At 70.2% G+C, this 25,609-nt stretch carries 23 protein-coding genes and 1 pseudogene; 11 read left to right on the top strand and 13 right to left on the bottom strand.

The window, feature by feature from the left end; all coding sequences use genetic code 11:
* The 6 genes from ACI3KX_RS17895 to ACI3KX_RS17870 all read right to left on the bottom strand — a co-directional run.
* The coding region (locus ACI3KX_RS17895; RefSeq protein ID WP_404910562.1) for an efflux RND transporter permease subunit at nucleotides 1-3,125 on the bottom strand (3,125 nt) is incomplete at its 3' end.
* Nucleotides 3,126-3,242: 117 nt separating this feature from the next.
* Nucleotides 3,243-3,620 carry a fluoride efflux transporter FluC gene (locus ACI3KX_RS17890; protein WP_404910561.1) on the bottom strand — a complete coding sequence of 126 codons (378 nt, stop codon included), beginning with the start codon at nucleotides 3,618-3,620 and terminating at the stop codon, nucleotides 3,243-3,245.
* Complete coding sequence (locus ACI3KX_RS17885) at nucleotides 3,617-4,030, bottom strand: fluoride efflux transporter FluC (RefSeq protein WP_404910560.1); 414 nt, start codon at nucleotides 4,028-4,030, stop codon at nucleotides 3,617-3,619. Before ACI3KX_RS17885 ends, ACI3KX_RS17890 begins: the two co-directional genes overlap by 4 nt.
* A 134-nt stretch (nucleotides 4,031-4,164) precedes the next feature.
* On the bottom strand, nucleotides 4,165-5,133 hold the full coding sequence (locus ACI3KX_RS17880; RefSeq protein ID WP_404910559.1) for a DNA topoisomerase IB: 969 nt from the start codon (nucleotides 5,131-5,133) through the stop codon (nucleotides 4,165-4,167).
* Between the two features lie 78 nt (nucleotides 5,134-5,211).
* Nucleotides 5,212-5,478, bottom strand: a complete 267-nt coding sequence (locus ACI3KX_RS17875) for a Rho termination factor N-terminal domain-containing protein (RefSeq protein ID WP_363356388.1) — start codon at nucleotides 5,476-5,478, stop codon at nucleotides 5,212-5,214.
* Between the two features lie 36 nt (nucleotides 5,479-5,514).
* Nucleotides 5,515-6,402, bottom strand: a complete 888-nt coding sequence (locus ACI3KX_RS17870; protein ID WP_404910558.1) for an SDR family oxidoreductase — start codon at nucleotides 6,400-6,402, stop codon at nucleotides 5,515-5,517.
* A gap of 213 nt (nucleotides 6,403-6,615) precedes the next feature.
* Here ACI3KX_RS17870 and ACI3KX_RS17865 point away from each other — a divergent pair, with 213 nt between their 5' ends.
* Nucleotides 6,616-6,780, top strand: coding sequence for a hypothetical protein (locus ACI3KX_RS17865; protein ID WP_194412039.1), 165 nt, complete (start codon nucleotides 6,616-6,618; stop codon nucleotides 6,778-6,780).
* Between the two features lie 86 nt (nucleotides 6,781-6,866).
* Here the strand turns inward: ACI3KX_RS17865 and ACI3KX_RS17860 are convergent, their stop codons facing one another.
* Nucleotides 6,867-7,655 (bottom strand): MerR family transcriptional regulator, encoded by a 789-nt coding sequence (locus ACI3KX_RS17860; RefSeq protein ID WP_404910557.1) that lies wholly within the window; start codon nucleotides 7,653-7,655, stop codon nucleotides 6,867-6,869.
* 273 nt (nucleotides 7,656-7,928) lie between these two features.
* Here ACI3KX_RS17860 and ACI3KX_RS17855 point away from each other — a divergent pair.
* Both ACI3KX_RS17855 and ACI3KX_RS17850 read left to right on the top strand, forming a co-directional pair.
* Nucleotides 7,929-8,765: pseudogene (locus ACI3KX_RS17855) on the top strand (DUF4097 family beta strand repeat-containing protein); the annotation flags it as partial.
* 176 nt (nucleotides 8,766-8,941) lie between these two features.
* Complete coding sequence (locus ACI3KX_RS17850; RefSeq protein WP_349425843.1) at nucleotides 8,942-9,550, top strand: PadR family transcriptional regulator; 609 nt, start codon at nucleotides 8,942-8,944, stop codon at nucleotides 9,548-9,550.
* Nucleotides 9,551-9,640: 90 nt separating this feature from the next.
* On the opposite strand, the gene ACI3KX_RS17845 is transcribed toward ACI3KX_RS17850, so the two are convergent.
* Nucleotides 9,641-10,180, bottom strand: a complete 540-nt coding sequence (locus tag ACI3KX_RS17845) for a universal stress protein (RefSeq protein ID WP_404910556.1) — start codon at nucleotides 10,178-10,180, stop codon at nucleotides 9,641-9,643.
* A gap of 168 nt (nucleotides 10,181-10,348) precedes the next feature.
* Here ACI3KX_RS17845 and ACI3KX_RS17840 point away from each other — a divergent pair, with 168 nt between their 5' ends.
* Complete coding sequence (locus ACI3KX_RS17840) at nucleotides 10,349-10,543, top strand: DUF3073 domain-containing protein (protein WP_308866161.1); 195 nt, start codon at nucleotides 10,349-10,351, stop codon at nucleotides 10,541-10,543.
* A gap of 209 nt (nucleotides 10,544-10,752) precedes the next feature.
* Here the strand turns inward: ACI3KX_RS17840 and ACI3KX_RS17835 are convergent, their stop codons facing one another.
* On the bottom strand, nucleotides 10,753-12,003 hold the full coding sequence (locus ACI3KX_RS17835; RefSeq protein ID WP_404910555.1) for a CynX/NimT family MFS transporter: 1,251 nt from the start codon (nucleotides 12,001-12,003) through the stop codon (nucleotides 10,753-10,755).
* Nucleotides 12,004-12,182: 179 nt separating this feature from the next.
* Between ACI3KX_RS17835 and ACI3KX_RS17830 the strand changes: the two genes are divergently transcribed.
* The 3 genes from ACI3KX_RS17830 to ACI3KX_RS17820 all read left to right on the top strand — a co-directional run bounded on the left by ACI3KX_RS17830 (nucleotide 12,183) and on the right by ACI3KX_RS17820 (nucleotide 14,566).
* The gene (locus tag ACI3KX_RS17830) at nucleotides 12,183-13,043 is read left to right on the top strand and encodes an alpha/beta fold hydrolase (RefSeq protein ID WP_404910554.1); all 861 of its coding nucleotides are present in this window, start codon (nucleotides 12,183-12,185) and stop codon (nucleotides 13,041-13,043) included.
* A gap of 33 nt (nucleotides 13,044-13,076) precedes the next feature.
* Nucleotides 13,077-13,868, top strand: coding sequence for a strictosidine synthase (locus ACI3KX_RS17825; protein WP_404910553.1), 792 nt, complete (start codon nucleotides 13,077-13,079; stop codon nucleotides 13,866-13,868).
* Nucleotides 13,869-13,963: 95 nt separating this feature from the next.
* Nucleotides 13,964-14,566 (top strand): TetR/AcrR family transcriptional regulator, encoded by a 603-nt coding sequence (locus ACI3KX_RS17820; RefSeq protein WP_404910552.1) that lies wholly within the window; start codon nucleotides 13,964-13,966, stop codon nucleotides 14,564-14,566.
* A 227-nt stretch (nucleotides 14,567-14,793) separates the two neighbouring features.
* Here ACI3KX_RS17820 and purF read toward each other — a convergent pair whose 3' ends face one another.
* On the bottom strand, nucleotides 14,794-16,254 hold the full coding sequence (purF, locus tag ACI3KX_RS17815; protein ID WP_363356370.1) for an amidophosphoribosyltransferase: 1,461 nt from the start codon (nucleotides 16,252-16,254) through the stop codon (nucleotides 14,794-14,796).
* A 35-nt stretch (nucleotides 16,255-16,289) separates the two neighbouring features.
* The gene (purM, locus tag ACI3KX_RS17810) at nucleotides 16,290-17,438 is read right to left on the bottom strand and encodes a phosphoribosylformylglycinamidine cyclo-ligase (protein WP_404910551.1); all 1,149 of its coding nucleotides are present in this window, start codon (nucleotides 17,436-17,438) and stop codon (nucleotides 16,290-16,292) included.
* A gap of 239 nt (nucleotides 17,439-17,677) precedes the next feature.
* Between purM and ACI3KX_RS17805 the strand changes: the two genes are divergently transcribed.
* A complete protein-coding gene (locus tag ACI3KX_RS17805; RefSeq protein WP_404910550.1) occupies nucleotides 17,678-18,289 on the top strand; it encodes a zinc-binding alcohol dehydrogenase in 612 nt (203 codons plus the stop codon).
* A 9-nt stretch (nucleotides 18,290-18,298) separates the two neighbouring features.
* Here the strand turns inward: ACI3KX_RS17805 and ACI3KX_RS17800 are convergent, their stop codons facing one another.
* A complete protein-coding gene (locus ACI3KX_RS17800; protein WP_363356364.1) occupies nucleotides 18,299-18,652 on the bottom strand; it encodes a potassium transporter Trk in 354 nt (117 codons plus the stop codon).
* A 100-nt stretch (nucleotides 18,653-18,752) separates the two neighbouring features.
* Complete coding sequence (locus ACI3KX_RS17795) at nucleotides 18,753-22,424, bottom strand: HtaA domain-containing protein (protein ID WP_404910549.1); 3,672 nt, start codon at nucleotides 22,422-22,424, stop codon at nucleotides 18,753-18,755.
* 80 nt (nucleotides 22,425-22,504) lie between these two features.
* On the opposite strand from ACI3KX_RS17795, the gene ACI3KX_RS17790 reads away from it, so the two are divergent.
* From ACI3KX_RS17790 to ACI3KX_RS17780, 3 genes are all read left to right on the top strand, one after another.
* Nucleotides 22,505-23,662 carry a hemin ABC transporter substrate-binding protein gene (locus ACI3KX_RS17790; protein WP_404910548.1) on the top strand — a complete coding sequence of 386 codons (1,158 nt, stop codon included), beginning with the start codon at nucleotides 22,505-22,507 and terminating at the stop codon, nucleotides 23,660-23,662.
* Entirely contained in the window at nucleotides 23,659-24,747 is a 1,089-nt protein-coding gene (locus ACI3KX_RS17785; protein WP_404910547.1) for a FecCD family ABC transporter permease, read from the top strand. The genes ACI3KX_RS17790 and ACI3KX_RS17785 overlap by 4 nt, the downstream gene beginning before the upstream one ends.
* A gap of 131 nt (nucleotides 24,748-24,878) precedes the next feature.
* Nucleotides 24,879-25,609 (top strand): heme ABC transporter ATP-binding protein (locus ACI3KX_RS17780; protein ID WP_404910546.1); only part of this gene is annotated, 731 nt, incomplete at its 3' end.

Genomic DNA, 25,609 nt, shown 5'->3' with positions numbered 1-25,609 from the left:
GCCGTCGGGAGCCGGACCGCCGTCGCCACCACCGTCGCCGCGGTGCCGCGGCGACGCGCCGCGCGCCGCTCCTTCGCACCCTCGACGAGGTTGTACAGCGTCGGGAGCACGAGCAGCGTGAGCACCGTCGACGACACCAGGCCGCCGATCACGACGATTGCGAGCGGCTGCGAGATGAAGCCGCCCTGTCCGGTGATCCCGAGCGCCATCGGCGTGAGGGCGAAGATCGTGGCAAGGGCCGTCATGAGGATCGGGCGCAGACGGCGCGAGCCGCCGGCGACGGTCGCATCGTGGGCCGTGAGGCCCTTCTCGCGGTACTGGTTCACGAGGTCCACGAGCACGATGGCGTTCGTCACCACGATGCCGATGAGCATCAGCACGCCGATGAGCGACGCGACGCCGAGCGGCACGCCCGTGATGATCTGCAGCAGGATCGCCCCGGTCGCCGCGAACGGCACCGACACGAGCAGCAGCAGCGGCTGGCGCAGCGACTTGAACGTCGCCACCATCACGATGTAGACGATGAGGATCGCGGCGAGCAGGGCGAGGCCGAGCTGCGAGAACGCGTCCTGCTGCTGCGTCACGACGCCGCCGAGCGTCGCGTCGGCCGACGCGGGCAGGTCGGCATCGGCGAGCGCGGTGGTCACCGAGGCAGAAGCGGTCGCGAGGTCGTCGGTCGACGGGGTCACCGTGACCGTCGACGTGCGCTGGCCCGCCTCGGTCGTGATCGACGTGGGGCCCTCGCTCTGTTCGACCGTCGCGACCTCTTCGAGCGCGATCGGGCCGGTGGCGCTCGGCACCTGCAGCTGACGCAGCTCGTCGAGCGACGCCGGCGTCTCGGACGCCGCGAGGTAGACCGTCAGCGACGTGTCGTCGATCTCGACCGTGCCGATGGACCGCGGCTGCATCGTGTTCGACACCAGCGCGCCGACCGCGACCTCCGACAGGCCGAGCTGGGCGGCCTTGTCGCGGTCGACGGTCACCGCGATGTACGGCAGGGATGCCGCGAGGTTGCTCGTGACCTGTCCCACGCCGTCGGTGCCGTCGACGGCCGCGATGACGGCATCCGTCGCGGTCTGCAGCGTCTCGGAGTCGGGAGCCGTCACGTCGATCGCGATGTCGGTCGAGCCGAAGCCGCCGCCGCCGGCTGCGACCGTGATCTCACCGGCGTCGTCGAGGTCGGCGACGGCCTCCTGCACCTCTTCGCGCAACGCCACCTGGTCGACATCCGGGTCGGTGGTGATCGAGTACGTGACGCCGCTGCCGCCACCCGAGAAGGCGTCGCGCAGGGCGGAGCCGCTCGAGCCGATCGACACCTGCACCGTCTCGATGCCGTCGATGCCGAGCAGCACCTCCTCGACCTGCTCCGCCGCGGCGCTCTCGGCCTCGAGCGAGGGCGCCGGACCGATGTCCTGCGTCATCGTGAAGGTGTTCTGACCCGAGTCGCCCAGGAAGTTCGTCTTCATGAACGGCGCGGCGGCGATCGTGCCGACCAGCACCAGCACGGCGAGCGCGAGCGTCACCCACGAGTGCTTGAGCGTCCAGCGCAGGATCGGCAGGTACGCCTTCTGCAGGCGGCTCGGAGGTGCGGCCGGGTCTTCGGGGTCGATCGCGGCACCCTCGGTGTCGAGGATCTGCTTCCCCGGCTTGAGGAACCAGTAGGCGAGCACCGGCACGATCGTGAGCGCCACGAACAGCGACGCGGTCATCGCGATCGTGACCGTCATCGCGAACGGACGGAAGAGCTCCCCCGTGACGTCGCCGACGAACGCGATCGGCAGGAACACCGCGACCGTCACGATCGTCGACGCCGTGATGGCCGAGGCGACCTCGCGCACGCCGCGCAGGATCGCGGTCGTCTTGTTCGCGTCGCCGACGTAATGCCTCTTGATGTTCTCGATGACGACGATCGAGTCGTCGACCACTCGCCCGATCGCGATCGTGATCGCACCGAGCGTCAGGATGTTCAGCGAGTACCCGAACGCCTGGAGGCCGATGAACGTGATCAGCAGGCTGGTCGGGATCGAGATCGCCGCGACGAGCGTCGAGCGCACCGACAGCAGGAAGACGAAGATCACCAGCACCGCGAAGACGAGGCCGAGCAGACCTTCCTTCGCGAGCGTGTCGATCGACTCCTGGATGTAAGGGGCCTGATCGAAGACGACCGTGAACTCGGCGCCGTCGAGGGAGTCCTCGAGGTCGGGAAGGATGGCGAGCACACCACGCGAAACGTCGACGGTGTTGGCCGCGGGCAGCTTCGTCACCGCGATCGTCAGGGCCGGCTCGCCGTTCACGCGCGAGACCGTGGTGACGGGGTCGGCCTCCTCGGCGACGGTCGCGACATCCGCGATGGTCTTCTCGCCGCCCTGGAACTGCTCGGCGGTCGAAGGCACGAGCGGCAGCGCCGCGATCTCGTCGACCGAGGTGATCTTCGAGCCGGTCTGCACCGTGAGCGTCTCGTCGTTCTCCGTGATCTCGCCGCCGGGGAACAGCACGCCGTTCTGATCAAGCGCGTCTGTGATCGCCTGCTGCGTGTACCCGGACGCGGCGAGCTCCGCCTGGTCGGGCGTGATCGTGACGCGCTGGCCGACGCCGCCGACGATCTGTGCCGCGTTGACGCCGGCCACATCCTCGAGATCGGGCACGACGGATGCCTCGAGCTGGGCCTGGATCGTCGCTTCGTCGTCGTAGCCGGTCACCGCCAGCTGGATCACCGGGAAGTCGTCGATGCTCGCCGAGATGACGTTCGGATCGACCCCCTCGGGCAGCTGGCTCTTGATGCGGTTGATCGCCTGCGTCATCTTCTGCTCGGCGGTCGCGAGGTCGGTGCCGTAGGTGAAGGACGCCTGCACGATCGAGGCGTTCGTGGTGCTCGTGGCGGTCGACGACTCGAGTCCCGGAACGCCCTGGATGGCTGTCTCGATGGGCACCGACACGTCGTTGCTCACGACCTCGGGCGACGCGCCCGGGTAGGTGGAGACGACGATGAGCGCGGGGAACTCGATCGAGGGGATGAGCTCTTGCTTGAGATTCGTGAGCGCGAGTCCGCCGAAGATGGCGGCGACGATCGTGATCAGAGCGATCAGAGCGCGGTTCTTGAGACTCAGGACGGCGAGGTTCGACACACGGGGCCTTCGCTGGTGTGGTGGTGCAGGGGATGCGGGAGCCCGCACGATACGGAGATGTATCGGTTGTCAGTATTTCATGCGGTTCTCATATGAGATTCCTGAACCAGGCCGCGCTCAGAGCGCCGCGATCCCGCCGCCGAGCAGGAGTCCGAGGCCCGCGGCGAGCACCGCGAGCGCCAGTGTGCCGAACAGGTTGAGCGCGGCATCCCGCCGGCGTCTCCGCTGGGCGATCAGCACCGTCTCGACGGAGACGGTGCTGAAGGTCGTGTAGCCCCCCAGAAGGCCGAGACCGAGCACCAGCGACAGTTCGGGAGCGATGGCGGCGCCGAGCCCGGTGATCACCCCGAGGGCGAAGGACCCCGACACGTTCACCACGAGGATCCCCCACGGGAACCGCACGCCCCCCGTCGGCGTGAGCAGCCGGTCTACGACGTAGCGGAGCCCAGCGCCCACGCCGCCGGCGAGCGCGGCGAGCAGCAGCCACGGGCTCACTCGGCGTCCTCGGGGAATTCGACGCTGCCCGGCCGGTCCACGATCCGGCGTCCGAGGAAGAGTCCGGCGAGCGCTCCCGCGACACCTGCGACGACGGATGCCGCGGCCAGCCCCGCCGCGAGCCACGGCGTGGTGACCCACAGCGCCGTCGCGACTGCGAACGCGCTGTAGGTCGTGAAGCCGCCCATCACCCCCGTGCCGAGGAAGGCGCGGGCGAGTGGGCGGCGGTCATCGAGCCAGCCGACCACGATCCCGAGGATCAGCGATCCGGCGACGTTGATGCCGAGCGTCACCCACGGCACTGCCGCCGGATCGTGGACAGGCGCGACGATGAGCGCACGCGCGAGTACGCCGATCATCCCTCCCGCCACAGTGACCCCGAGCACGCGCGGATCGACGGGCTGCGGCATCCCTTCACGCTACTCCGGTGCCCGCGGGGCTCAACGATCGGGGAACCCGTTCACCGGTCGTTGAGCGAGCTTGCGAGTCGAAACGCAGAGAGGAAGCGCCCTGAGCCGACGGGTGACCACGGCTCCGGGCTGGCTCAGCGGCCGGGGCGGAGCAGGCTGCGGATGGCGGACTCGGGAGTGATCGACAGGTCGAGCAGATGCCCGTCGCGATACCGCGCGAACACGCGGGAGTCGATGTACGAGCCGCGCGCGACCGCCGGTGTGTTGCCGAGTGCCTCGGCCGTCGCCCGTACCGCGAGCGTCTCGGCCCGCTTGAGGTCGGTCTTCGTGTCGACCGTGCCGATGCGCGCCAGCGCGTCGGCCGCGAGGATCGTGCCGCGCAGGGTCCGGAAGTCCTTCGCCGTGAACCGTCCTCCGGTGAGCGATCGCACGTACGCGTTGACCTCGGCCGGTGTGAGGGGCACCCGGCGTCCGCCGCGCTGCCACGCGAGCAGCGGCGAGCGGGAGCGCCCCGCGGCCAGCAGCTCGACCGCGGGGGCGAGGTCCGCGTCGTCGATCTCGAGCAGCTGCCGCTTGCCGCTCTTGCCGGGGAACGTCAGCGACACGACGGAGGCCTCCACCGAGGCGTCGCGCCGCTGCAAGGTCGTGAGACCGCGACTGCCGTGCGCGGCGAGGTAGCGCTCCGACCCGATGCGCGGCGCCGCGTCGTCCAGAAGCCGGAATGCGACCGCCAGCACCCGCTCGCGGTCGAGGGCGTCGCGTCGGAGGGACGTCGTGACCCGCGCTCGCGCGCGGGGCAGCGCCTCGGCGAGGGCAAGCGCCCGCGCGAACTTGCCGCGGTCGCGGCCCGCCGTCCAGTCCGGGTGGTAGAGGTACTGCCTGCGGCCGGCGTCATCGACACCGACCGCTTGGATGTGCCCGTCGGGACGGGCGCTGATCCAGACGTCCTGCCACGCAGGCGGGATCACCAGCGCCTGGATGCGGGCGAGATGTCGAGGCCCGGGAGGGCGGCCCTTCGCATCGACGTAGCGGAAGCCGGATCCCGCGCGCAGCCGGCGAAAGCCCGGATCCTCATAGGGCCGCGAGCGGACGAGTTTCGCCATCCGCTCACGCTACCCGGGTCGCCGGTCCCGCCGGAGCGGCCTCCGACCGGCTCGGCGGCGGGACCGGCGACCACGTCGTCAGTGGTTGCGGATCATCGAGATGAGCTCGGACTTCTTCTTGCCCGAGTAGCCCTTCAGGCCCAGCTCCTTGGCGCGCTTGCGCAGCTCGGGCACGGTGCGATCGTCGTAGTCCTTCGCGTTCGCGCCGCGCCGGCCTACCGTCTTGCGGCCCTGGCCGGCAGCCGCGTTCGAGATGCGGGCGGCCTTCTCCTTCGAGGCCCCCTCGTCGCGGAGCTCCTCGTACATCTCGCGGTCCTTGAGGCTGGACCCGCGTCGTCCTGGCATGGTTTCCTCCTTCGGTCACCGCCTCGTGGGCGGATGTCACAGGCCCTTTCCCCCGGTGACCGGCAGGATCGCGCCCGATGTGTACGTCGCGTCGTTGCTCGCCAAATACACGTAGGCACCGGCGAGCTCGGCGGGCTGTCCCGCCCTGCCCAGGGGCGTGTCCTGGCCGAACGACTCGAGGCGCTCGGCATCCCACCCCGTCGCCGGGATCAGGGGTGTCCAGATGGGTCCCGGGGCCACGCCGTTCACACGGATGCCCTTCGGGCCCAGCTCCTGCGCGAGCGCCTTGATGAAGGCGACCTGCGCAGCTTTGGTCATCGCGTAGTCGATCAGTCCGGGCGAGGGGTTGAACGCCTGGATAGAGGTCGTCACGATGATCGACGACCCAGGTTCGAGGTGCGGCACCGCCGCGCGCGCGGTGAACATCTGCGCGTACAGGTTGGTGCGGAACACGCGGTCCCACTCCGCCGTCTCGAGCGTGTCGATGCCGTCGCGATCCTTCTGATGGGCGGCGTTCAGCACGAGCACGTCGAGGCCGCCGAACTCGCCGACGGCGCGGTCGACGATGTCGGCGCAGAAGTCCTCCTCGCGCAGGTCGCCGCCGAGCGGCAGGGCGCGCGTTCCGGCCTCGGTGATCCAGCGGGTGGTCTCGTCGGCGTCTTCCTGCTCCTCGGGGAGGTAGGTCAGTGCGACGTCGGCACCCTCCCGCGCGAACGCGATCGCCACGGCGCGGCCGATCCCGGAATCGCCGCCCGTGATGAGGGCCCGGCGCTCGGCGAGGCGCAGCGAGCCCCGATACGAGCGCTCGCCGTGGTCCGGTCGGGGACGCGTCTCGTTCGTCAGGCCGGGCTGCTCCTGCTCCTGCGGAGGAAAGGCTCCGTCGTGGTGGGCGGTCGTCGGATCAGTGGACGGCGATGTGCTCATAACGGCGAAAATACGGGCGCGCGCGAATGCGTTCACGGGGCTTGACATCCTCGGCGCCCCGCCTTACCCGCCGTCTCGGGGGCCCCACGTATCACCGGAAAAGCAACGTCGTCAACCCCCTGGGGGCGGCGACGCCGGAGTGCCACTGTCGGTTCATGCCCACGAGGCATGCGGTGCATTCCGTGCATCGACGAAGCAGAAGGAGAACCTCCCATGAACCTCGCCCTGATCATCATCATCGTCGTCGCGATCGTTCTCGCGATCGTCGGCGGCCTCAACTCCGCACTGAGCTGGCTGCTGTGGGTGGCCATCATCGTCGGAGTCATCGCGCTGATCGCATTCCTGTTCAGAGTGATCAGCGGGAACCGCAACACCTGATCTGCAACCACGGATGTGAAGACAGCGGATGCCGCGGCCGGAGTGGGCCACGGCATCCGTCTGTCTTGTTGGGGGCTGTCCGCGGACTAGAGCTGCGCCTCCGCGTACACGCGGAGCGCGTCGCGGACGAACTCGGCGCCGTGGGTGCCGCCCTCGCTCGTCGCGTAGTTGGCGCCGAAGCGCGGATCGGCCACGTACATCTCGCCGAGACCCAGCACGTAGCCCTTGATGTCTCCACCGCCGGAGCCGGCCGCAGCGGCCGGCGTTCCCGGGATCCCGGTCAACCACTCGACGTGGCGCTTCGCGAGCGCCTGAGCCTCGTCGCTGTCGGGGGCGATCCCGGCCTCCGCGGCCGCGATCCAATCCCGGCCGAGGTCGGCGACGCGCTCTTGCCACGCGGCCTTCTCGTCGGCGGTCATCGAGCGCCACCAGCGGTCGCTGTCGGCGTACGCCTTCTTGCCCCAGCGCTCCTCGACCTCGTCCTTGTACTGCGTGTGGTCGAAGCCGTCGAACATGTTCTCTGCCATCAGTCCTTCACCTCCTCTCAGTGCTTCGATGGTGTTCTGCACCGACGCGATCTGCCGCGTCAGCCGGTCCTGTTCCTGGCGGAGCCACGCCAGGTGGGTCTCGAGAGCCGACTCCTCGGCGGTCTCGCGTTCGAGCACGTCGGCGATCTGGGGGAGCCCCAGCCCGAGCTCTCGCAGCAGCAGGATGCGCTGCAGCCGCACGAGCGCCGTCCGGTCGTAGTAGCGGTAGCCGTTGTGGCCGATGCTCGACGGCGGCAGCAGTCCGATGTCGTCGTAATGGCGGAGCGTCCGGCTGGTGGTGCCCGCCAGCTTCGCGATCTGCTGGATAGACCACTCCTGCTCGCCCATGTCGCCCTCCTCTCGTGGTTCGCTCACCACGGTAAAGGTTGACGTTGCGTCAAGGTCAACCACCGGCATCCACTGCTTTGCCGGTTCGGGGCGCGTCGCGAACACTTGGGGCGCACGGCGCGCGCCCCAAGTGTTCGCGGTGCGCCCCAAACCCGGAACAACCTGAGGATCTGGAACGCGCCATTGACAGACACGCGATATATCGTGTTACTCTGCACATACGCGATATATCGCGATACGCATCACCCCCAGAGATACGCAGGAGAAACAGTCATGACCCTGGAGAAGTGGATCATCCACCCGGGCGAGACGCGCGTCATCGACATCGAGACCGTGCGCACGCTCAAGATCGGACTCGTCGGCGGACAGATCGACGTGATCGCCCACGACGAGCCCGGCATCCGCATCGAAGTGCACGACGTCACCGTCAAGGACCTCCGCATCGAGGTCGCCGAGGACCACGTCGAGATCGACCACCCGCAGCTGCGCTGGGACAACTTCCTCGAGGTGTTCCGCAACTTCGGAGCCGGCGGCCCCAAGGCCGAGATCAGCGTCGCGGTCCCCCGTGATGTCGCTCTGACCCTCGGGGTCGTCAGCGCCAGCGCCCTCGTCTCGGGCCTGCGCGGCGACGCCTCGCTCAACACCGTCTCGGGCGACATCATCGTCGACGGCCTCACCGGCGATCTGTCGGTCAACGCGGTATCGGGCGACGTGCAGGTGCGCGAGCTCGTCGGCGCGCTGAACGCCAACAGCGTCTCGGGCGACGTCGCCGCGACGGGCACGCTGCGCAAGGCCACCATCGACACCGTGTCGGGCGCCGTGCTTGTCGACTCGACCGGCGACATCCTCTCGGTCGGTCTCAACACCGTCAGCGGCAGTTCGACCGTGCGCCTCGATGAGGGCTACCCGGCCAACTACGTCATCCGCAGCGTCAGCGGCCGCGTCCAGGTCGACGGCGTCGTGCGCCGCGGCAACGGCACCGGCCCGACCACCAACTACGCCGGCTCGGTCGGCGAGCTCAGTGGCAGCTTCGCCGACGTCCGCGCGCACAGCGTGTCGGGCGACATCACCGTGCTGCGCCGCGCTGCCGCTCCTGTGGCGGATGCCACGCCCGCTCCAGGTGTGGCTGACGCGTCGCCCGGCGCCTCCGGGCGCGTGGACCCGGCCGCGCCCGCAGAGCCCGGGCCGACGACCGCCCCTGCGCCGGACGCCGCCTCCGGCGAGGCCGCCGGCGACGAGTCGACCGCGCGCGAAGCGGCGGCCGGCTTCGACCGAGGAGAAGTGTGATGACTCCGGTCTTCTCGCACGGCGATCTGCGCCTGTATCTGCTGAACCTGCTCGATGAAGGCCCGCGCCACGGCTACGACATCATGCAGGCCCTGTCGGACCGCACCGGGGGCACCTACACCCCGAGCGCCGGCACCATCTATCCACGTCTGGCGAAGCTCGAAGAGGAGGGGCTCGTGACCAAGTCCGTCGAGGGTCGCAAGACCGTGTACGCGATCACCGAGGCGGGCCACGCCGAGGTCCAGTCGCGCGCGGGCGACCTCGAGGGCATCGAGGCCGGGCTGGCCGACTCGGTGCGTCTCATCGCCGACGAGGTGCGCGGAAGCGTCCGCGAGGCGATGAAGAGCCTGCGCGCCGACCTGGCTGCCGCCTCTCGCGAGGAGCGCAAGACGACGCCGCAGCCGTCCGGCGAGGACGACCCGCGCGTGCGCAGCCGCGAGCAGATGCAGCGGCTCGACGCCGTGGTCAACGAGTTCCGCGCGAACGTCCGCGGCGACGTCCGCGTGCACGTGGCGCGAGGCGGCGAGCTCGCCGCCTCCCTCGTCGACCAGGTCGCGAGCGAGCTAGACCGCGTCGCCCGCGACATCACGCGCACCCTGCGCGGCTGAGCCGCGGCATCCGTCCGGAATCTCCCCCGGAAAGGCGAAGGGTGGTCCCGCTTCGGCGGGGCCACCCTTCTGCGTCGTGCAGAGACCCGCTCAGGCGGGCCAGATCTCCTCGTCGTCGGGCACGGGCTCCCCGAGCGGCACGATCAGGATCGAGCGGTGCTGCCGGTGCGCCAGGCGCGCGCCGACCGAGCCGGTGAAGAACTCGCGGACCGACTCGCCGAAACCGCGCTTGCGCGTGCCGACGACGATCAGCCGGGCGTCGATCTGGTCGGCGAAGTGCTTGATCGCCATCGCGGGGTCGCCGACCAGCTGGCGGACGGTCCACCGCGGCCCGGCATCACCGAGGACGGATGCCGCGGCATCCTGCACCTTCGCCAGCTCACCCTCGCCCGCCGCGATGTTGATGTCGATCGGCGCGGAGTGGACGTACCCATCGGGGTCTTCGTACGTGACGAAGCGCGTCACGTCGACGTGGACCACGACCAGCGGCACCTGGAACAGCTTCGCGTAGCGAGCCCCCTCCTTCAGGACGCGCGTGGACTGGTCGGGGATCACTCCCACGATCACGGCGCCGTGGAGGCTCTCGTCACTCGTCGCATCGCCTTCGGGCTCGGATGCCTCATCGGTCATATGTCCGCACTCCTCCTACGCCGGTGGGGCCGCAGCCGCCGGGTGACCGGGGCTCCGTGTTATCCTGAATGCTACTCTTACCGGTTCGAAGCCGGATTCGTGAATGCCCGGGTTTGCGTGGCCCAGAGCCCGCAGAATAGCCCGCGACCTTAAATGAGGGGGTCTCGCATGGGGCGTGGCCGTCAGAAGGCGAAGCACACCAAGATCGCCCGTGAGCTGAAGTACGACACGTACAACGTGAACTACTCGGCACTCGAGCGCGAGCTCGGTCACCATGAGGACGAGTTCGTCGACAAGTGGGCCGACCAGTACAACGACGAGGACGAGGACGAGACCTCGCCTGTCTCGTCGTCGCAGGCGTAACGACTCGCACGGCGGTCACCGTCCCGGTGACCTGACCGGTCGAGGTCTGTTGCCGCGCGCGGCGCGGTTCTTGCGTGTGCGGTCACTCGGCGTGCCCTGAGCGCACAGTCGACCACTGCACTCTCGGCGACCTCGCGCGGCGACCCGCTCGGGCGCGCGTGACGGCACCGTGCGACGGCGCCGCGACGTGGCCGACGGACGCGGATGCCTCACCAGGCGCCGTGTCGCCGCTCCCAGTCGTCCTCGACGGTGTGCGGCTGCGCCGCCACGACGCCGGCGGGGATCGCTGCGGCGACCACGGCGGCCAGCACGATGAGCGGGGCGGTCCACGAGTCGGTCGCGTCGTGGAGGAGCCCGATGCCGACGGGGAAGAGCGCCGCGATCGCGTAGCCGCCGCTCTGCACGAAGCCGCTGAGCGCCACCGCGCCCTCGTGTGTGCGGGTGCGCAGGCCCAGAAGCACCAGGATCATCGGGAACAGCAGCGGCGCGAGGCCGAACAGCGCGACCCACAGCCACGGCGCAGCGGTCGGCGCGAAGAGAAGTCCCGCGATGCCGGCCAGGCCCGTCCCGACGGCGACGCCGAAGAGCACGCGCGTCGCGCCGGCCCGCGTGACGAGCAGAGGCACGGCCAGTGACGCGGGCAGGCCCATGAACCCGAACAGCGCCAGCAGCACCCCGGCCACAGCGGGCGTGACGCCCGCGATGTCGACGAGGATCGTCGGCAGCCATGCGAACGCCGTGTAGGCGAGGGTGCTCGACACGGCGAAGCCCACGAGCAGCGCCCATGCGATCGGCAACCGCCACATGCGTCCGAAGGCGCGGGGACTGGGCTGCTCGATGTCGTCGTCGGATGCCGCTGCTGCGCGGCTCTTCTCGGCGGCGGCGTGGCGTACGGCCAGTCCGATCCACGGCACGGTGGCCACGAGAGCGAAGACGGCCCAGAGCCCCAGCGAGACGTGCCAGTCCGAGGCATCCGCGACCGGCACGGCGACGAGGGGGGGCAGGAAGGTCGCGAGCGCCATCGTCGTCGAGAAGACGGTCGTCATCAGGCCGACGCGGTCGGGGAAGTACCGCTTCACGAGCGGCGGCAGCAGGATGTTGCCCACGCCGACCGCGGCGAAGATCAGAGCCGTGCCGGCCAGCAGCAGACCGGCGCCCGGTGCGAAGCTGCGGACGATCAGTCCGAACGCCACGACGACCATCGCCACGACGGCCAGTCGTTCGAGCCCGAACCGCCGTTCCAGGGCCGGCGTGAGGAGGCCGAACACGGCGTAGCAGACCGGCGGTGCGGTGCCGATGAGGCCGATCACCGCGGCCGGCACGTCGAAGTCGACCGCGATGTGGTCGTACAGCGGCGACAGCGATGCGACTGCCGAGCGCAGTGAGAAGGCGAACAGCACGATGCCCACGAGGGCGAGCGCTCGCCCCTGCCAGAGGGGTCGGGACGAGGGGGAGCTCACCCATCAACCCTAGGTGGCCCGGGAAGGCACGGGCTCGTGAGCCCGCAGCCCGGCATCCCGACCGTCGGCGCATTCCTGCGAGACATTGACCTTATTACTGAGGACACTCATACTTGAGTGGACTCGACATCGATTTCGATGGCGACCCCCGACCTCGCAGGACCCCGAAGGGAACCACCATGAGCATCACGAGCAGCGACCCGGTCATAACGTCGTACGCGCAAGCCCCGACGCGCAGGCTCTCTGCGGGCGGAGTCACGTTCGCCTATCGCGAGCTGGGGCCGAAGGCCGGCGTCCCGGTCATCTTCTTCGTCCATCTGGCCGCGACCCTCGACAACTGGGATCCGCGCATCGTGGATCCGATCGCGAAGGATCACCACGTCATCACGTTCGACAACCGGGGCGTCGGCGCCTCCACCGGCGAGGTGCCGGACAGCGTCGAAGCCATGGCCGATGACGCCTACGCCTTCATCCGAGGACTGGGTTTCGACAAGATCGACGTGTTCGCCTTCTCGCTCGGCGGCATGGTCGCGCAGGCGCTCGTCGTCAAGCACCCCGAGCTCGTCCGCAAGCTGATCCTCACCGGCACCGGCCCCGCCGGCGGCAAGGACATCGACAAGGTGGCCGGCACCACGTACTACGACATCCTGCGCGCCACGCTGACGCGGTCGGACCCGAAGGAGTTCCTCTTCTTCAACCGCAACGCCACCGGCAAGCTCGCGGCCAGGGCCTTCGTGAAGCGTCTCCAGGAGCGCACCGTCGACCGCGACACGCCCATCACGACGAAGGCGTTCCGTACTCAGCTGAAGGCGATCAAGAAGTGGGGGCGCTCGGCGCCGGCCGACCTCTCGAAGATCACCCAGCCCACCCTCATCGCCAACGGCGACAACGACCGGATGGTGCCCTCCGTGCTCTCGGAAGATCTGCACCGCCGTATCGAGGGATCCGAACTGGTCATCTACCAGGACTCCGGACACGGCGGCATCTTCCAGTTCCACCAGAAGTTCGCGCCCGTCGCCGTCGGCTTCCTCGCCCGCTGACCGGCATCCCGAGTCATCGAGAGGAATGAGCACATGAGCGCCGCCGCCTTCAAGAGGAAGCCCCTCGCGTCGTCGATCCTGCTGTGGGTCCGCACCGACCAGCCGCGCCAGACCGGCATGGACTACTGGCGGGACCCGCATTCGGGGATCATCTCGGCGACTCCCGGTCTCGAGGAGTACCGGCAGATCCACCTCGCCGAGCGCAACCCCGGACTCTGGCCCGTCACCCGGGGCGTCGAGACGGCGATCCCCGCAGACCGGAGGATCGACGGCGTGGCCGAGGTCACGTTCCGGTCGGTCCTCTCGCCGCTGCGCGGTCGCGCGCAGACACGGCTGGCGTTCAAGGACGAGATCAACGTCTTCCGGCGCACGCTTCTGTATGCGGGACCGCCGTACTCCGCCCGGTGGTACGACGTGGCGGAACCCGGCCGGAGGCCGGGTGCGCGCGCCCTCGTCTACCTGCGGCGGCGGCCGGACGTCGGCGGACGCGCCTTCCGGAAGTTCGTCACCGGAGACCTCGCGCCCGCGCTCGCCGGCACCGGCGCGCTCCGGGAGCTGCGTACCCAGACGTTCCTGCCCTGGAACGAGAAGCTCTGGGACACGCCGGACGTCGCCCACGACAACCCCGCGGATCAGCGCTTCCACGCCTCCGTCATGCTCGGCTTCGACGACCTGGGAGCGCGCGCAGCGTTCTTCGCGAGCCGCGGGGTCGAGAGGATCTCGAGCGCGCTCGCACCGGACGTCTCGGCGATCCACGCCTACGACGTCTCCGCAGCGCTGACGTACGTCAGCGCCGGCGTCATCCTTCCGCACTACCGGGAGTAGGCCGGTGATGCCGCCCGGGCAGCAGACACCGAAGTCCACCTATTTCTGACTATAATCAGAAAGTCAGCCGATGTCTGCACCCGGAGGATCACGCCATGGCCATCGAGACCCAGCCGGTCGGTCGACGCGAGCGCAACAAGCAGGACAAGCTCCAGCGCATCACGGCCGCGGCCCGAGAACTCTTCACCGAGCACGGCGTCGACGAGGTCACGACCCAGCAGATCGCCGACAAGGCCGACATCGGCACGGGGACGCTGTTCCTGTACGCCAAGAACAAGGGCGAGCTGCTCCTCCTGGTGCAGAACTCCAGCTACGTCGACGCACTGGCCGAAGGGCGCGCCGCCGCGGAGGCCGTGGCGGACCCGCTCGAGGCGGTGATCGCGATCATCCGCCCGGTCGTCGAGTGCAACCGGGTGCAGATCGACAACGGGCGCACCTACCTGCGCGAGATCGTCTTCGGCGATCCCGAAGAGCCCCACCACCGCGAAGCTCTCGCCCTCACGGTTCAGACCGAGGAGGCGGTCGCGGCCGTCCTGCAGCGCGACCAGCGCACCAGCCCGGAGGATGCGGCCGCGCTCGCGCACGTGGTCTCCGCCATCATGTTCGTCAGCATGGCGGCCACCGTGAACATCGCCCTCTCGGTCGACGAGATCGTGGACGACATCCGCCGTCAGGTGCGGGTCATCCTCCCCGCCTGATCCGCACCGCCGAGCCGCCGCAGCCGCCGCGCTCCGGGCGTTTCGTCTCGCTCGGTCCTCGCTCGCTCAACGACCGGGACCGAACAGCCGAGCCCAGGGCGTTTCGTCTCGCTCGGTCCTCGCTCGCTCAACGACCGGGACCGAACCGCGTTGAACCGGTCATTGAGCGAGCGAAGCGAGACGAAAAGCGTCGAACCCAACGGAGCCGCCGACCCTGGAACGAGCCGTCAGCTCTCCTGCGAGCCCTCGACCCAGGCGAGGTACTCGTCGGTGACGGTGCCGGTGATGTAGCGGCCGTCGAAGCAGCTCATGTCGAGGTCCTCGACATCGGAGCCCTCGAGGATCGCCGCCTTGAGGTCGTCGACCTCCTGGTAGACGACGAAGTCGGCGCCGAGCTCATCGGCGATCTCCGGGATCGTGCGGCCGTGGGCGACGAGCTCGTGACGCGAGGGCATATTGATGCCGTACACGTGCGGGTAGCGCACGGGCGGCGCCGCCGAGGCGAACGTGACGCTCTTGGCCCCGGCATCCCGCGCCATCTGGATGATCTCCTTCGACGTCGTGCCGCGCACGATGGAGTCGTCGATGAGGAGCACGTGCTTGCCCTTGAACTCGCTCGACATCGCGTTGAGCTTCTGGCGCACGCTCTTCTTGCGCACCGCCTGGCCGGGCATGATGAAGGTCCGGCCGACGTAGCGGTTCTTGTAGAAGCCCTCGCGGTACTCCACGCCCAGCTTGCGCGCCACCTGCATGGCCGCGGGGCGGGACGAGTCGGGGATGGGCATGACCACGTCGATCGCCTCGCGCGGGGTGTACTTCGCGATGGTGTCGGCGAGCCGGTCGCCCATACGCAGGCGCGCCTCGTACACCGAGATGCCGTTCATGACCGAGTCGGGTCGCGCGAGGTAGACGTACTCGAACGAGCACGGTACGAGCTTCGGGTCGGTGGCGCACTGCTGCGTGTGGAGGTTGCCCTCGAGGTCGATGAACACCGCTTCGCCCGGATCGACGTCGCGCACGATCTCGAACTCGCCGTTCTCGAGCACCAGCGACTCGCTCGTGACGACCCACTCGTAATGTCCGTCGGCGTGCTTGCGCGTGCCGAGGATGAGCGGACGGATGCCGAACGGGTCGCGGAACGCCAGCAGACCGTAGCCCGCGATCAGGGCGATGGCCGCGTACGAGCCCTCGACGCGCTCGTGTACGCGGCTGACGGCCTGGAACACCTGCGTCGGGTCGAGTTCGAGCCCCGAGATCGACGCCTGCAGCTCGTTCGCCAGCACGTTGACGAGCAGCTCGGTGTCGGACGACGTGTTGAGGTGGCGACGATCCTTGTGGAACAGCTCCTCGGTGAGCTCGCGCGTGTTGGTGAGGTTGCCGTTGTGCACGAGCACGATGCCGTAGGGCGCGTTCACGTAGAAGGGCTGGGCCTCTTCTTCATTGGACGCGGTGCCCTTCGTCGCGTAGCGCACGTGGCCGAGGCCGATCTCGCCGAGCAGCGCCCGCATGTCGCGGGTGCGGAAAGACTCGCGCACCTGGCCGCGGGTCTTGTGCTGGTGCACGACCCCGCTGCGCTCGGCGGTCGCGATGCCGGTGGAATCCTGTCCGCGGTGCTGCAGGAGCAGAAGGGCGTCGTAGATCTCCTGGTTGGCGGACCCACGGCCCACCACTCCTACGATTCCGCACATGGGTGTCGCTTGCTCCGTTGTGTCGTTCTGCCGGCTCAGTGAGCCGAGTGGTCTGCATACGCGCCGACGAGGCGCACGGCGCCGCCGTCGACGCCCTTGGCGCCCTGCTCCCAGTGGCCGTCGGCGCGCTCGCCGCTCTGCACGACGCCCACCTGCCAGGTCGCGATGCCCTCGCGGGAGAGAGCGGATGCCGCGGCCGCCGCCTTGTCGGCGGACACGACCGCGAGGAACCCGACGCCCAGGTTCCAGGTTCCCTCGGTGGCCTCGAGCTCGAGGTGTCCGAGGTCGGCGAGCACGCGGAACACCGGCGAGGGGGACCAGGTCGAACGGTCGACCTCGACCCAGGTGCCCTGCGGCAGCACGCGTGCGAGGTTGGCGGCGATGCCGCCGCCGGTGACGTGACTCAGGGAGTGCACCGCGTCGCCGGTCTCGGTGATGAGGCGCAGCAGCGGCAGCGTGTACAGCCGCGTGGGCTCGAGTAGGGCCTCGCCCCACGTCGTGCCGAACTCGGCGGCGTTGTCTCCGTATTGGATGCCGGAGCCGGCGACGATGTGCCGCACGAGGGAGTAGCCGTTGGAGTGCAGTCCCGAGCTTGCGAGGGCCAGCACCACGTCGCCGTCGCGCACGCGCTCGGCGCCCAGCACGCGCGAGGCCTCGACGACGCCGGTCGCGGCGCCCGCGACGTCGTAGTCATTGACGCCCAGCAGACCCGGGTGCTCGGCGGTCTCGCCGCCGACGAGTGCGGTGCCGGTCGCCGCGCAGCCGGCGGCGATGCCGCGGACGATGTCGGCGATGCGCTCCGGGAAGACCTTGCCGCACGCGATGTAGTCGGTCATGAACAGCGGCTTCGCGCCGACCACGACGATGTCGTCGACGACCATGCCGACGAGGTCCTGGCCGATCGTGTCGTGCTTGTCGATGGCCTGGGCGATCGCGACCTTCGTGCCGACGCCGTCGGTGCTGGTGGCCAGCAGCGGCTTGTCGTACGCCTTGAAGGCGGTCGCGTCGAAGAGTCCGGCGAACCCGCCGACTCCCCCGAGCACCTCGGGGCCGTGGGTGCGACGCACCGCGGACTTCATCAGCTCGACGGCGAGGTCGCCGGCCGCCGTGTCGACGCCGGCAGCCGTGTACGGGTTCACGGGCTGTGCGGGACGGGAGGGGGCATCGCGTTCGGATGAGGCCACGGTCACCAGCCTACCGGCGGCGCGGCTGGGCGGACGCCGGGGGTCCCGGTCTTCCGGCGGCCCACTGAATCCGTTCACTTGCGCTGAACGTACGCGCACACCGGTCCGGGGCGTACGTTCAGCGCAAGTGAACTGGTTTCCGAGGCGGAGCCGGGGGCCGCACTCGGCGGCGGGACGGGGGCATCCTTCGTCTGCGGAGACGGCCTGTGAAGCGGGGGGCCGGATCTAGAATGGACCGTATGGGCGGCGCCGGTGCACCGGAGTGGCTGATCCGCGAAGACGCCGGTCAGCCGGTGCTTCTTGCGCTCTATCTGCGGCAGGTCCTCGGCATCCGCTCTCCGGAGGAGCTGCCGCACCTGCGCGGGATCCCGCCGCGGGCGAACGACCGGTCGGAAGAGGCCCAGGCGACGCTCGAACGGCAGTGGCGACAGTACTGGGCGATGACGGTCGAGCCGCAGGCGCACCCGTCCACCGTCCCCCTCGATCTCGTGGACGGATTCGACACCGCGCTCGCGCTGCCGATCGAAGGCTGCGACGAGCTGCGGGCTGCCTTCGTCCCGCACGCCTCCGAGGCGCTGGCGTTCGCGCGGGCGGCGCATGAGCGCTACCGCAAGGAGGCCTCGCACAGCACGGGCACGGCTTACCGCGCGTACGCGGGCGCGATCGCGGAGCACGAGCGGCAGGTCGGGCGCCGCGCGCATTCGTTCGAGCTGAACGTGCAGGTGCTGCCGCTGAGTCAGCGCGGCGTGTGGTGGATCGGGTCGCTCACCGTCGCGGTCACGGACGGGCTGCGGGGGGATGTCGCGGCCTTCGACACCGCCATCCACCCGATCATCGCCGAGCTCGCGTAGCGCGCGAGGTCAGTGCGCGGAGCCGTGGCCGTTGGTGCCGGGCTCCGGGTCGACGTGCACCGACGAGTGACCGACGGCGACCTCGTGGGTGTGACGGCGCGAACGGCGGTCGAAGATCAGCGCCACGATGCCGCCGAGTGCGAGTCCGATGGGCGCGCAGATCAGCACGAGGAACCCGAATACCTGACCTTGCGTGTACTCGACGCCGGTGTTGGGGCTGGCCTCGGCGGTGCCGTTGAAGGCGAAGGTGAGGATCATCGCGACCAGCACCCCGAGCGCCGCGCCGAGGACGAGGAACACCGAGATCTTCGGCGCACGACGTACGCTCACGGTCTCGATGTGGTCCTGGCTGTGCTCGGGCATGCCTCCATTGTCCCACTCGGCGCGCCGGTTCGCGCCGGGGGATGAGAAAGGGACGGCGCCCGCGGAAGCCGCGCGGACACCGTCCCCATGACGGCCGACCTCAAGCGGCCGTCTGGTCTCCACTGCCGCCGGCCGTCGCACGGCGGCGGGTGACCACGATCCAGACCACGGCGCCGATGCCGAGTGCCAGGGCGATCCCCCCGACCGCCCACGGCCACACCGGCGCCGTCGTCTGGTCGGCGGAGATCGCCTCGACCTCGGTGGCCTCGGCGACCGGAGTCTCGTCCTCGACGGCGACCGGTGCGACGGCGCAGTCCGCCGCCACGGGGAGCACGGCCGACACGGGGTCGAGCTCCTCGCCGGCCGCGTACGTGCCGAAAGCGGCCGCGCCGGCCTCGGTGAGCGTCGCGGGGAGCGCGTCGAGCACGAGCCCGTCGTCGGTCACCTCGAGGTCGGGGACGGCGAACTCGGCGAACCGGATGCCGGCCGCCGTGACCGGCTCGCCTGCCTGCGTCGTGCCGCTGACGTCGAACACGAGGTAGCCGGTGTCTCCCGCGAGTTCCACCCGTGCGTTCGCCAGCGTCGTGTCGAGCGCACCTTCGTGTCCCGTGAAGCGGATGCTGCCGCCGTAGGTCACCAATCCGGTGCGGTCCTCGGCATCCACCGTTCCGCTGCCGGCATTCCAGACGAACCCGGGGTACTGGTATGCGACATCGGCCAGCTCCCAGCCGCCCGCCGCGATGCCCTCGATGTAGGTGCGGAAGCTCTCTTTGAAGCCCCAGCCGAGGCTCGCCGCGTCGATGACGCAGCCGGCGGCCACCGCCGCACGCGCGAGGGTGAAGCGGATGCCGCGATCCACGGATCCCTGGAACGTGAGTGTGTGCTCGCCGTCGGGCAGGGTCGCCGGCAGCGTTCCGGTCCAGGTGGCGGTGCCCGAGGCGTCCGCCGTGACCTCGCCGAGGAGGGTCGGCGTCGAGTACACGACGACCTGGATGCCGTCCTCGTTCGCGGCGAAGCCCGAGGCCGACACTGTGACCGGCTCGCCGTTCTGGAGCGCGGCGAGCGTGTCGTCATCGAGGTCGATGCCCGTGACGGCGGGCGGCGTCGCAGGAAGCGACGTCGTACGCGCCGTCGTGGCCGAAGCGGTCGCGACGGTGCCGGTGGACCCCGCGGGCGCGGCCGCCGCGACGCCGATGGTGAACGTCAGCGGATCGAGCTCTGTCGTGTAGCCCTGGAGCACCTGGCTGCGCCCCGACGCGGTGAGGGTGGCGGGCACACGCGAGTAGGTGACCGTGCTGTTCGCAGTGCTGCGCACGGCGGCCGAGAGGTCGAGCGTCGCGAACGCGACCTGCGAGCCGCCGCTCGTCACGTACAGCGTCGCCGAGTTCGCCGACGAGACGCGCACCTGCGGGTTCGCGATGGTGACGTCGAGGACTCCGGAGTGGCCGGTGAAGCGGACCGAGCCGTTGTACGAGACGGCGCCCGTGCCGGTCGCCGCGTCGTACGTGCTGCCGGTCGCCTGACCGAACTGGAACACGCCGCCGGCGCGCGTCGCGCCGCCCGTGACGGCGATGCTGCCGTGCGCGATGTCACCCGTGATGTAGCTCGCGAAGCTCGACGAGATCGCCCACGAGAGCGAGCCCCCGCCCTGGGCCGCAGGCGGCGGGGTCACCGGCGTTCCGGGATCGACCGGTGGCTCAGGGTCGATCGGCGGCAGAGTGCCCGGGAACAGCTTCTCCCAGTCGCCGGCCGTGAACGGCACGTCGGCGCGGGCGTAGATCGTGTCGGCCGTCGGGTTCGAGTGCTGGCGCCAGACGAGCACCTCGTACTGCTTTGAGCGGTCGAGCTTGGCGGCGGGTGCGACGAGGTCGACCGTGAAGGAGCCGTCGGTGATCGGGCGCACGTACTGCACGGCCACGAAGCCTGCGCCCGCCGTCACCGCCGACTCGGTGCCCTTCTCGATGATGGCGGCGTAGGCGCCGGTCACATCGCCGAGGTGGGAGGCGGCGACCTCGATGGTCGCGCCGGCGGTGGCCGAGGCATCCGTCACCGTCACGTCGACGGCGGGAACAGGCGCCGGGTCGGAGAAGGCGATGGGAACGGCGAGCTCATTGATCGCCTGCACGACGCCGCCGGCACCGACGGTGAACACGGCGAGGGACGCACCTTCGAGTCGCTTCGCCTCCAGCGTCGCCTCGTCCACGTCTACGGTCCACGTGAAGTCCGCCGTGCCGTCGCCGTTGTCGGTCCACTTAAGATACGGCGCCTGTGTCTGCACGCCCTGCGCCCAGACCGAGTAGGCGTTCGACCGGTCGCCCGAGACCGCACCGGCGGACGGGCGCCACGTCTCCTTCAGCCAGCCGATCTGCGCGTACACACCAGCGGGCTGCCCCGCCGACGGCCCGTAGATCGCCTTGCCCGCCGTGCTGTAGTCCGTGCCCGTGATCGTGATCGTGTCGCCCTCGGGGTCGAGGCCGGTGGTCTTCGAGACCGCCAGCGACGGCGCCGGAGCAGGCTCGGCGAACGTGATGGGCGTGTAGGTCTCGAACGCGGCGTACTTCGCCCCTGCGCCCGAGTAGGTGTAGATGCCGTAGTTGCCGGTGAGCAGCTCGGATGCCTCACTGCGCGAGACGGCCAGCGTCGTCTCGAACGTGCCGTCGGCAGCGATCGCGATCCCCCCGCGCGCGGCGCCGCCGATGGTCGCGACATCAGCCGCGTGCACACCCCACTTCGTGTCGATGCCTGGTCGTGCCGAGGTCGGCGCACCGGAGGACGGCGTCCACTCATCGAGGAACTTGCCGAAGACGATGTACGAGCCGCCGAACTTCCCCGCGAGCGGCTGCCGGGTGCCGTCGGTCGCCGGCGCGTTCGGCACGAACCCCGAACCCGACACCGTGACGGTCTCGCCGTCGGCGTTCAGGCCGGTCGTCTTCGACACCGTCACGGTCGGCGTCGGCGTCTCGGGCTCGGGCTCCACCGGCGGCGCAGTGATCTCGTACGAGACGACCGCAGAAGTGGAGCCGGTGAACGCGGCCGCGTCGGCCGGCGTGAACACGGCCTTGAGCTGCGCGGTGCCGGCGGTCGCGATGCTCGCGGTGATCGTCGAGCCGACGGCGGCGGAGCCCAGCTGCGTGTCGCCGTTGAAGTAGGCGACGATTCCGGATGCTGCGGGCTCGACCGTCGCGCCGAGCGTGAAGTCAGCGCCGGCCAGGCTCGAAGCGGCCGGATCGACCGTCAGGGTCGTGGTGGTCGCGACGGCAGGGGCAGGAATGTACTCGAGCGGTTGGGTCAGGTTCTGACTCGGGTCGGGCACGCCGTGGGCCTTGCGCGAGAACAGCGTGTAGCTCGTGCCCTCCGTGTACGCCGGCACCGGGATGTCGACGGAGAACGAGCCGTCGCCGTTCATCGGCGCCGTGGCGCCGAGACCCGGAAGCGCGCCCACCGTGTTGGCCGTGTCGATCCAGACCGTGAAGGTGTCGCTGCTCGCGCCGGTCGCGCGAAGTCCCAGGTAGAGGCCGGGGCTCGTGGTGCTGTAGCCGGTTCCAGTGACGGTGATCGTGCCTCCGTCTCGAGGAAGCTGCGGCGCCGACAGGGCGGGTCCGGCGGCGAAGGCCGGTACGGCGGTCAGTGCTCCTGCCACGACGAGCAGGAAGGCGAGGAGGGCGGCCAGGGGCGCCCGGCTGCGCTCGAGGAACGGCTGCATGTTCACGTGTTCTCCGGCGCCGGCAACGCCGAGGCGCACCGGCGCATCAGTGCGATTCGGGTTGGTCACTTAGGTTTGGCTAACCTAATATCGACTCGAACGTAGGGCACCCTCCCAGCCGACGTCAAGCCTAAGGTAAGGCTCACCTAATGTTTCGCACTTCCCCCGCTCGGCGGTCTTCGACGCGCCTGGCGAGCGGCGTCGGCCTGCTCCTCGCCTTCGTCATCCTGTCGGGCTGTGCCGCGATCGCCACCGCGGCCGACGCCACCGATACGGACTGCCCTGCGGCCGCCGAGCCCTTGGCATCGCTCACCCTCGTCGACGATCCGCGCGCCGCGACCGGTCCCTCGACGGCGTGCCTGGCCTCGCACGCGATCGAGGCGGTCGCCGCCGACGGGGCGCCCGAACTGCCGGTGACGGTGACGGATGCCGAGGGCCGAGACGTCGAGATCACCGATGTCAGCCGCATCCTGCCCGTCGACATCTCGGGCACGATCGCGGCGACGGTGTTCGGGCTCGGACTCGGAGATGCCGTAGTCGGGCGCGACTCGTCGACGTCGTTCGACGGCACCGAGGACCTTCCGGTGGTGACGAAGTCGGGGCACACCCTCAACGCGGAGGCCATCCTCGAGCTGGCTCCGACCGTGATGCTGACCGACACGTCCATCGGTCCGAAGGAGGTGCGCCAGCAGCTCCGCGATGCCGGCATTGCCGTCGTGGTGGTCTCGAGCGAGCGGCGCGCCGACACGGTGTCCGACCTCGTTTCGGAGATCGCTGGTGCGCTGGGCGTCCCCGACCGGGGCGACGCGCTCGCGGATCGGCTCGCTGCAGACGTGACCGCGGCAGAGGCCGAGGTGGCCGAGATCGCGCCGGTGGCGGCATCCGATCGTCCGCGCATGCTGTTCCTCTACGTGCGGGGAAGCGCGAACGTCTACTACATCTTCGGCCGGGACTCCGGGGCGGACTCCCTCATCGAGGCGGTCGGCGGCGTCGACGTCGCAGGCGAGATCGGCTGGGAGGGCATGAAGCCGATGACCGCTGAGGCGCTCGTCGCGGCGCAGCCGGACGTGCTCGTGATGATGACCGACGGTCTGGCCTCGGTCGGCGGGGTCGACGGTCTGCTCGAGCGCATTCCGGCTCTGCAGCAGACGCCTGCCGGAGCGAACCGCCGAGTGGTCGACATGGCGGATGCCGAGATCCTGAGCTTCGGGCCGCGCACCGCCGACGTCATCCGCGCCCTGGCACGAGCGGTCTACGCCCCGGCATCGGCGCCCGCCGCGACGCCGACCGAAGAACCCGTGTCGTGACGGCTGCCATCGCGACGGCCGAGGTCGTCACCGGGGTGCCCACGACGCATCGCGGCCGCAGGTTCGCCATCGTGGTCGCGGGACTCTCGGCGGCGATCGCGATCATCGTGATCGTGTCGCTCGGCCTCGGCCAGTACTGGCTGACACCGGTCCAGGTGGCGGGCGTGCTGCTGCAAGCCCTCGGTGTCGACACGCCCGGGGCGCCCGACGCACCGATGGCGGCCGGCGTGATCCTCGACATCCGGCTCCCCCGCATCGTGCTGGGGCTGCTCGTCGGCGCCGCGCTCGCGGTGTCGGGTGTGCTGATGCAGGCCATCTTCGGCAACCCGCTCGCCGACGCGGCCGTCGTCGGCGTCTCATCGGGCGCCGCGTTCGGCGCGGCCGCGAGCCTCACCTTCGGGCTCGCCGTGTTCGGCATGTGGACGACCCCGGCCTTCGCCTTCGCCGGCGGGCTCGTCGCGGTGTTCTCGGTCTATCTGATCAGTCGGTCCGGCGGACGTACCGAGGTCGTCACGCTGCTGCTCACCGGCATCGCGATCAACGCGATCGCGGGCGCCGGCCTCGCGTTCCTCACATTCCTCGGGACGACTGCGACCCGCGAGCAGATCGTGTTCTGGCAGCTCGGCAGCCTCAACGGCGCGCTGTGGCAGAACATCGCGCTCGTCGCGCCGCTGGTCGCGATCGGCGTCGCGGCGGCCGTCGCCGTCGCGCGCCGCCTGGACCTCTTCGCCCTCGGCGAGCGCACCGCCCGCCATCTCGGCGTGCGGGTCGAGCTGCTGCGCGTCACGGTGATCGTGATGGTCGCGCTGCTGGTCTGCGCGGCGGTGGCTTTCGCCGGGATCATCGGCTTCGTGGGGCTCGTCGTGCCGCACCTCATGCGCATGGCGATCGGCCCGGCGCACCTGCCGCTCGTGATCTCGAGCGCGCTCGGCGGTGCGCTCCTCATCGCCGTGGCCGATCTCATCGCCCGCACCGCCGTGCCTCTCGCCGACCTGCCGATCGGCATGATCACGTCGCTGGTGGGCGGGCCGTTCTTCCTGTGGCTGCTGCTGCGGACGCGTCGACGGGCGGGAGGCTGGGGATGACCGGGACGGATGATCTCGCTGCACCGACCAGGCACGCTCTCGAGCCGATGCCCGCGGGTCGAGGGGGCGGATCGGACTCGCGGGCGGCACGCGTGCCCGGCGCCGTGCGACTCGCCGCCCGAGGAGTGACCGTGACCCCGGCGGGAGCGCCGGGACCGGTGCTGGCGGATGCCGCGATCGACGTCCGCGCGGGCGAGCTCCACGCTCTGGTCGGGCCGAACGGCGCGGGCAAGTCGACGCTGTTCGGCGTGCTCGCCGGCGACATCACGCCGGATGCCGGCGGCGTCAGCCTCGACGGTGCGCCGCTCGGCGGCATCCCTCCCCGCGTGCTGGCGCGGCGGCGCGCGGTGCTGCTGCAGCAGAACGCGGTGTCGTTCCCCTTCACGGTGGAGCAGGTGGTGCGGATGGGACGGGCGCCGTGGGCGCGCACGCCCGCCGAGGATGACGATGACGCCGCGGTCGCCCGGGCGCTCGAGGCCACCGATCTCGCCGGTCTCGCCGGTCGCGGCATCACGTCGCTGTCGGGCGGCGAGCGCGCACGCGCCGCGCTCGCGCGGGTGCTCGCGCAGGCCTGCGACGTGCTGCTGCTCGACGAGCCGACCGCGGCCCTCGACCTCAAGCATCAGGAGGACGTGCTGCGGATCGCCCGCGGTCGCGCGGACGAGGGCGCGGCGGTCGCCGTGGTGCTGCACGACCTCAACGCCGCGCTCGGCGTGGCCGATCGCGTGACGCTGCTGTCGCGCGGGCGGGTCGTCGCCTCGGGAGCCCCGGCCGACGTGCTGACGGCCGCAGCCATCGAGGAGGTGTACGGGCAGCCCGTCGACGTCTTCACCCACCCCCGCACCGGCACGCCGGTAGTGAC

This window comes from Microbacterium sp. ZW CA_36 (assembly GCF_044987475.1).
Lineage (GTDB): Bacteria > Actinomycetota > Actinomycetes > Actinomycetales > Microbacteriaceae > Microbacterium.
This window is presented reverse-complemented; position numbering and strand designations above follow the sequence as displayed.

Bases quoted from the DNA above. Each gene is read 5' to 3' on its own strand.
- ACI3KX_RS17860 (WP_404910557.1), bottom strand. From the start codon at position 7,655: ATGGGCGAGCAGGAGTGGTCTATCCAGCAGATCGCGAAGCTGGCGGGC.
- ACI3KX_RS17840 (WP_308866161.1), top strand. From the start codon at position 10,349: ATGGGGCGTGGCCGTCAGAAGGCGAAGCACACCAAGATCGCCCGTGAG.
- ACI3KX_RS17805 (WP_404910550.1), top strand. From the start codon at position 17,678: ATGGGCGGCGCCGGTGCACCGGAGTGGCTGATCCGCGAAGACGCCGGT.
- purF (WP_363356370.1), bottom strand. From the start codon at position 16,254: ATGTGCGGAATCGTAGGAGTGGTGGGCCGTGGGTCCGCCAACCAGGAG.
- ACI3KX_RS17800 (WP_363356364.1), bottom strand. From the start codon at position 18,652: ATGCCCGAGCACAGCCAGGACCACATCGAGACCGTGAGCGTACGTCGT.
- ACI3KX_RS17790 (WP_404910548.1), top strand. From the start codon at position 22,505: ATGTTTCGCACTTCCCCCGCTCGGCGGTCTTCGACGCGCCTGGCGAGC.
- ACI3KX_RS17845 (WP_404910556.1), bottom strand. From the start codon at position 10,180: ATGACCGATGAGGCATCCGAGCCCGAAGGCGATGCGACGAGTGACGAG.
- ACI3KX_RS17820 (WP_404910552.1), top strand. From the start codon at position 13,964: ATGGCCATCGAGACCCAGCCGGTCGGTCGACGCGAGCGCAACAAGCAG.
- ACI3KX_RS17850 (WP_349425843.1), top strand. From the start codon at position 8,942: ATGACTCCGGTCTTCTCGCACGGCGATCTGCGCCTGTATCTGCTGAAC.
- ACI3KX_RS17870 (WP_404910558.1), bottom strand. From the start codon at position 6,402: ATGAGCACATCGCCGTCCACTGATCCGACGACCGCCCACCACGACGGA.
- ACI3KX_RS17885 (WP_404910560.1), bottom strand. From the start codon at position 4,030: ATGCCGCAGCCCGTCGATCCGCGCGTGCTCGGGGTCACTGTGGCGGGA.
- ACI3KX_RS17875 (WP_363356388.1), bottom strand. From the start codon at position 5,478: ATGCCAGGACGACGCGGGTCCAGCCTCAAGGACCGCGAGATGTACGAG.
- ACI3KX_RS17825 (WP_404910553.1), top strand. From the start codon at position 13,077: ATGAGCGCCGCCGCCTTCAAGAGGAAGCCCCTCGCGTCGTCGATCCTG.
- ACI3KX_RS17830 (WP_404910554.1), top strand. From the start codon at position 12,183: ATGAGCATCACGAGCAGCGACCCGGTCATAACGTCGTACGCGCAAGCC.
- ACI3KX_RS17880 (WP_404910559.1), bottom strand. From the start codon at position 5,133: ATGGCGAAACTCGTCCGCTCGCGGCCCTATGAGGATCCGGGCTTTCGC.
- ACI3KX_RS17865 (WP_194412039.1), top strand. From the start codon at position 6,616: ATGAACCTCGCCCTGATCATCATCATCGTCGTCGCGATCGTTCTCGCG.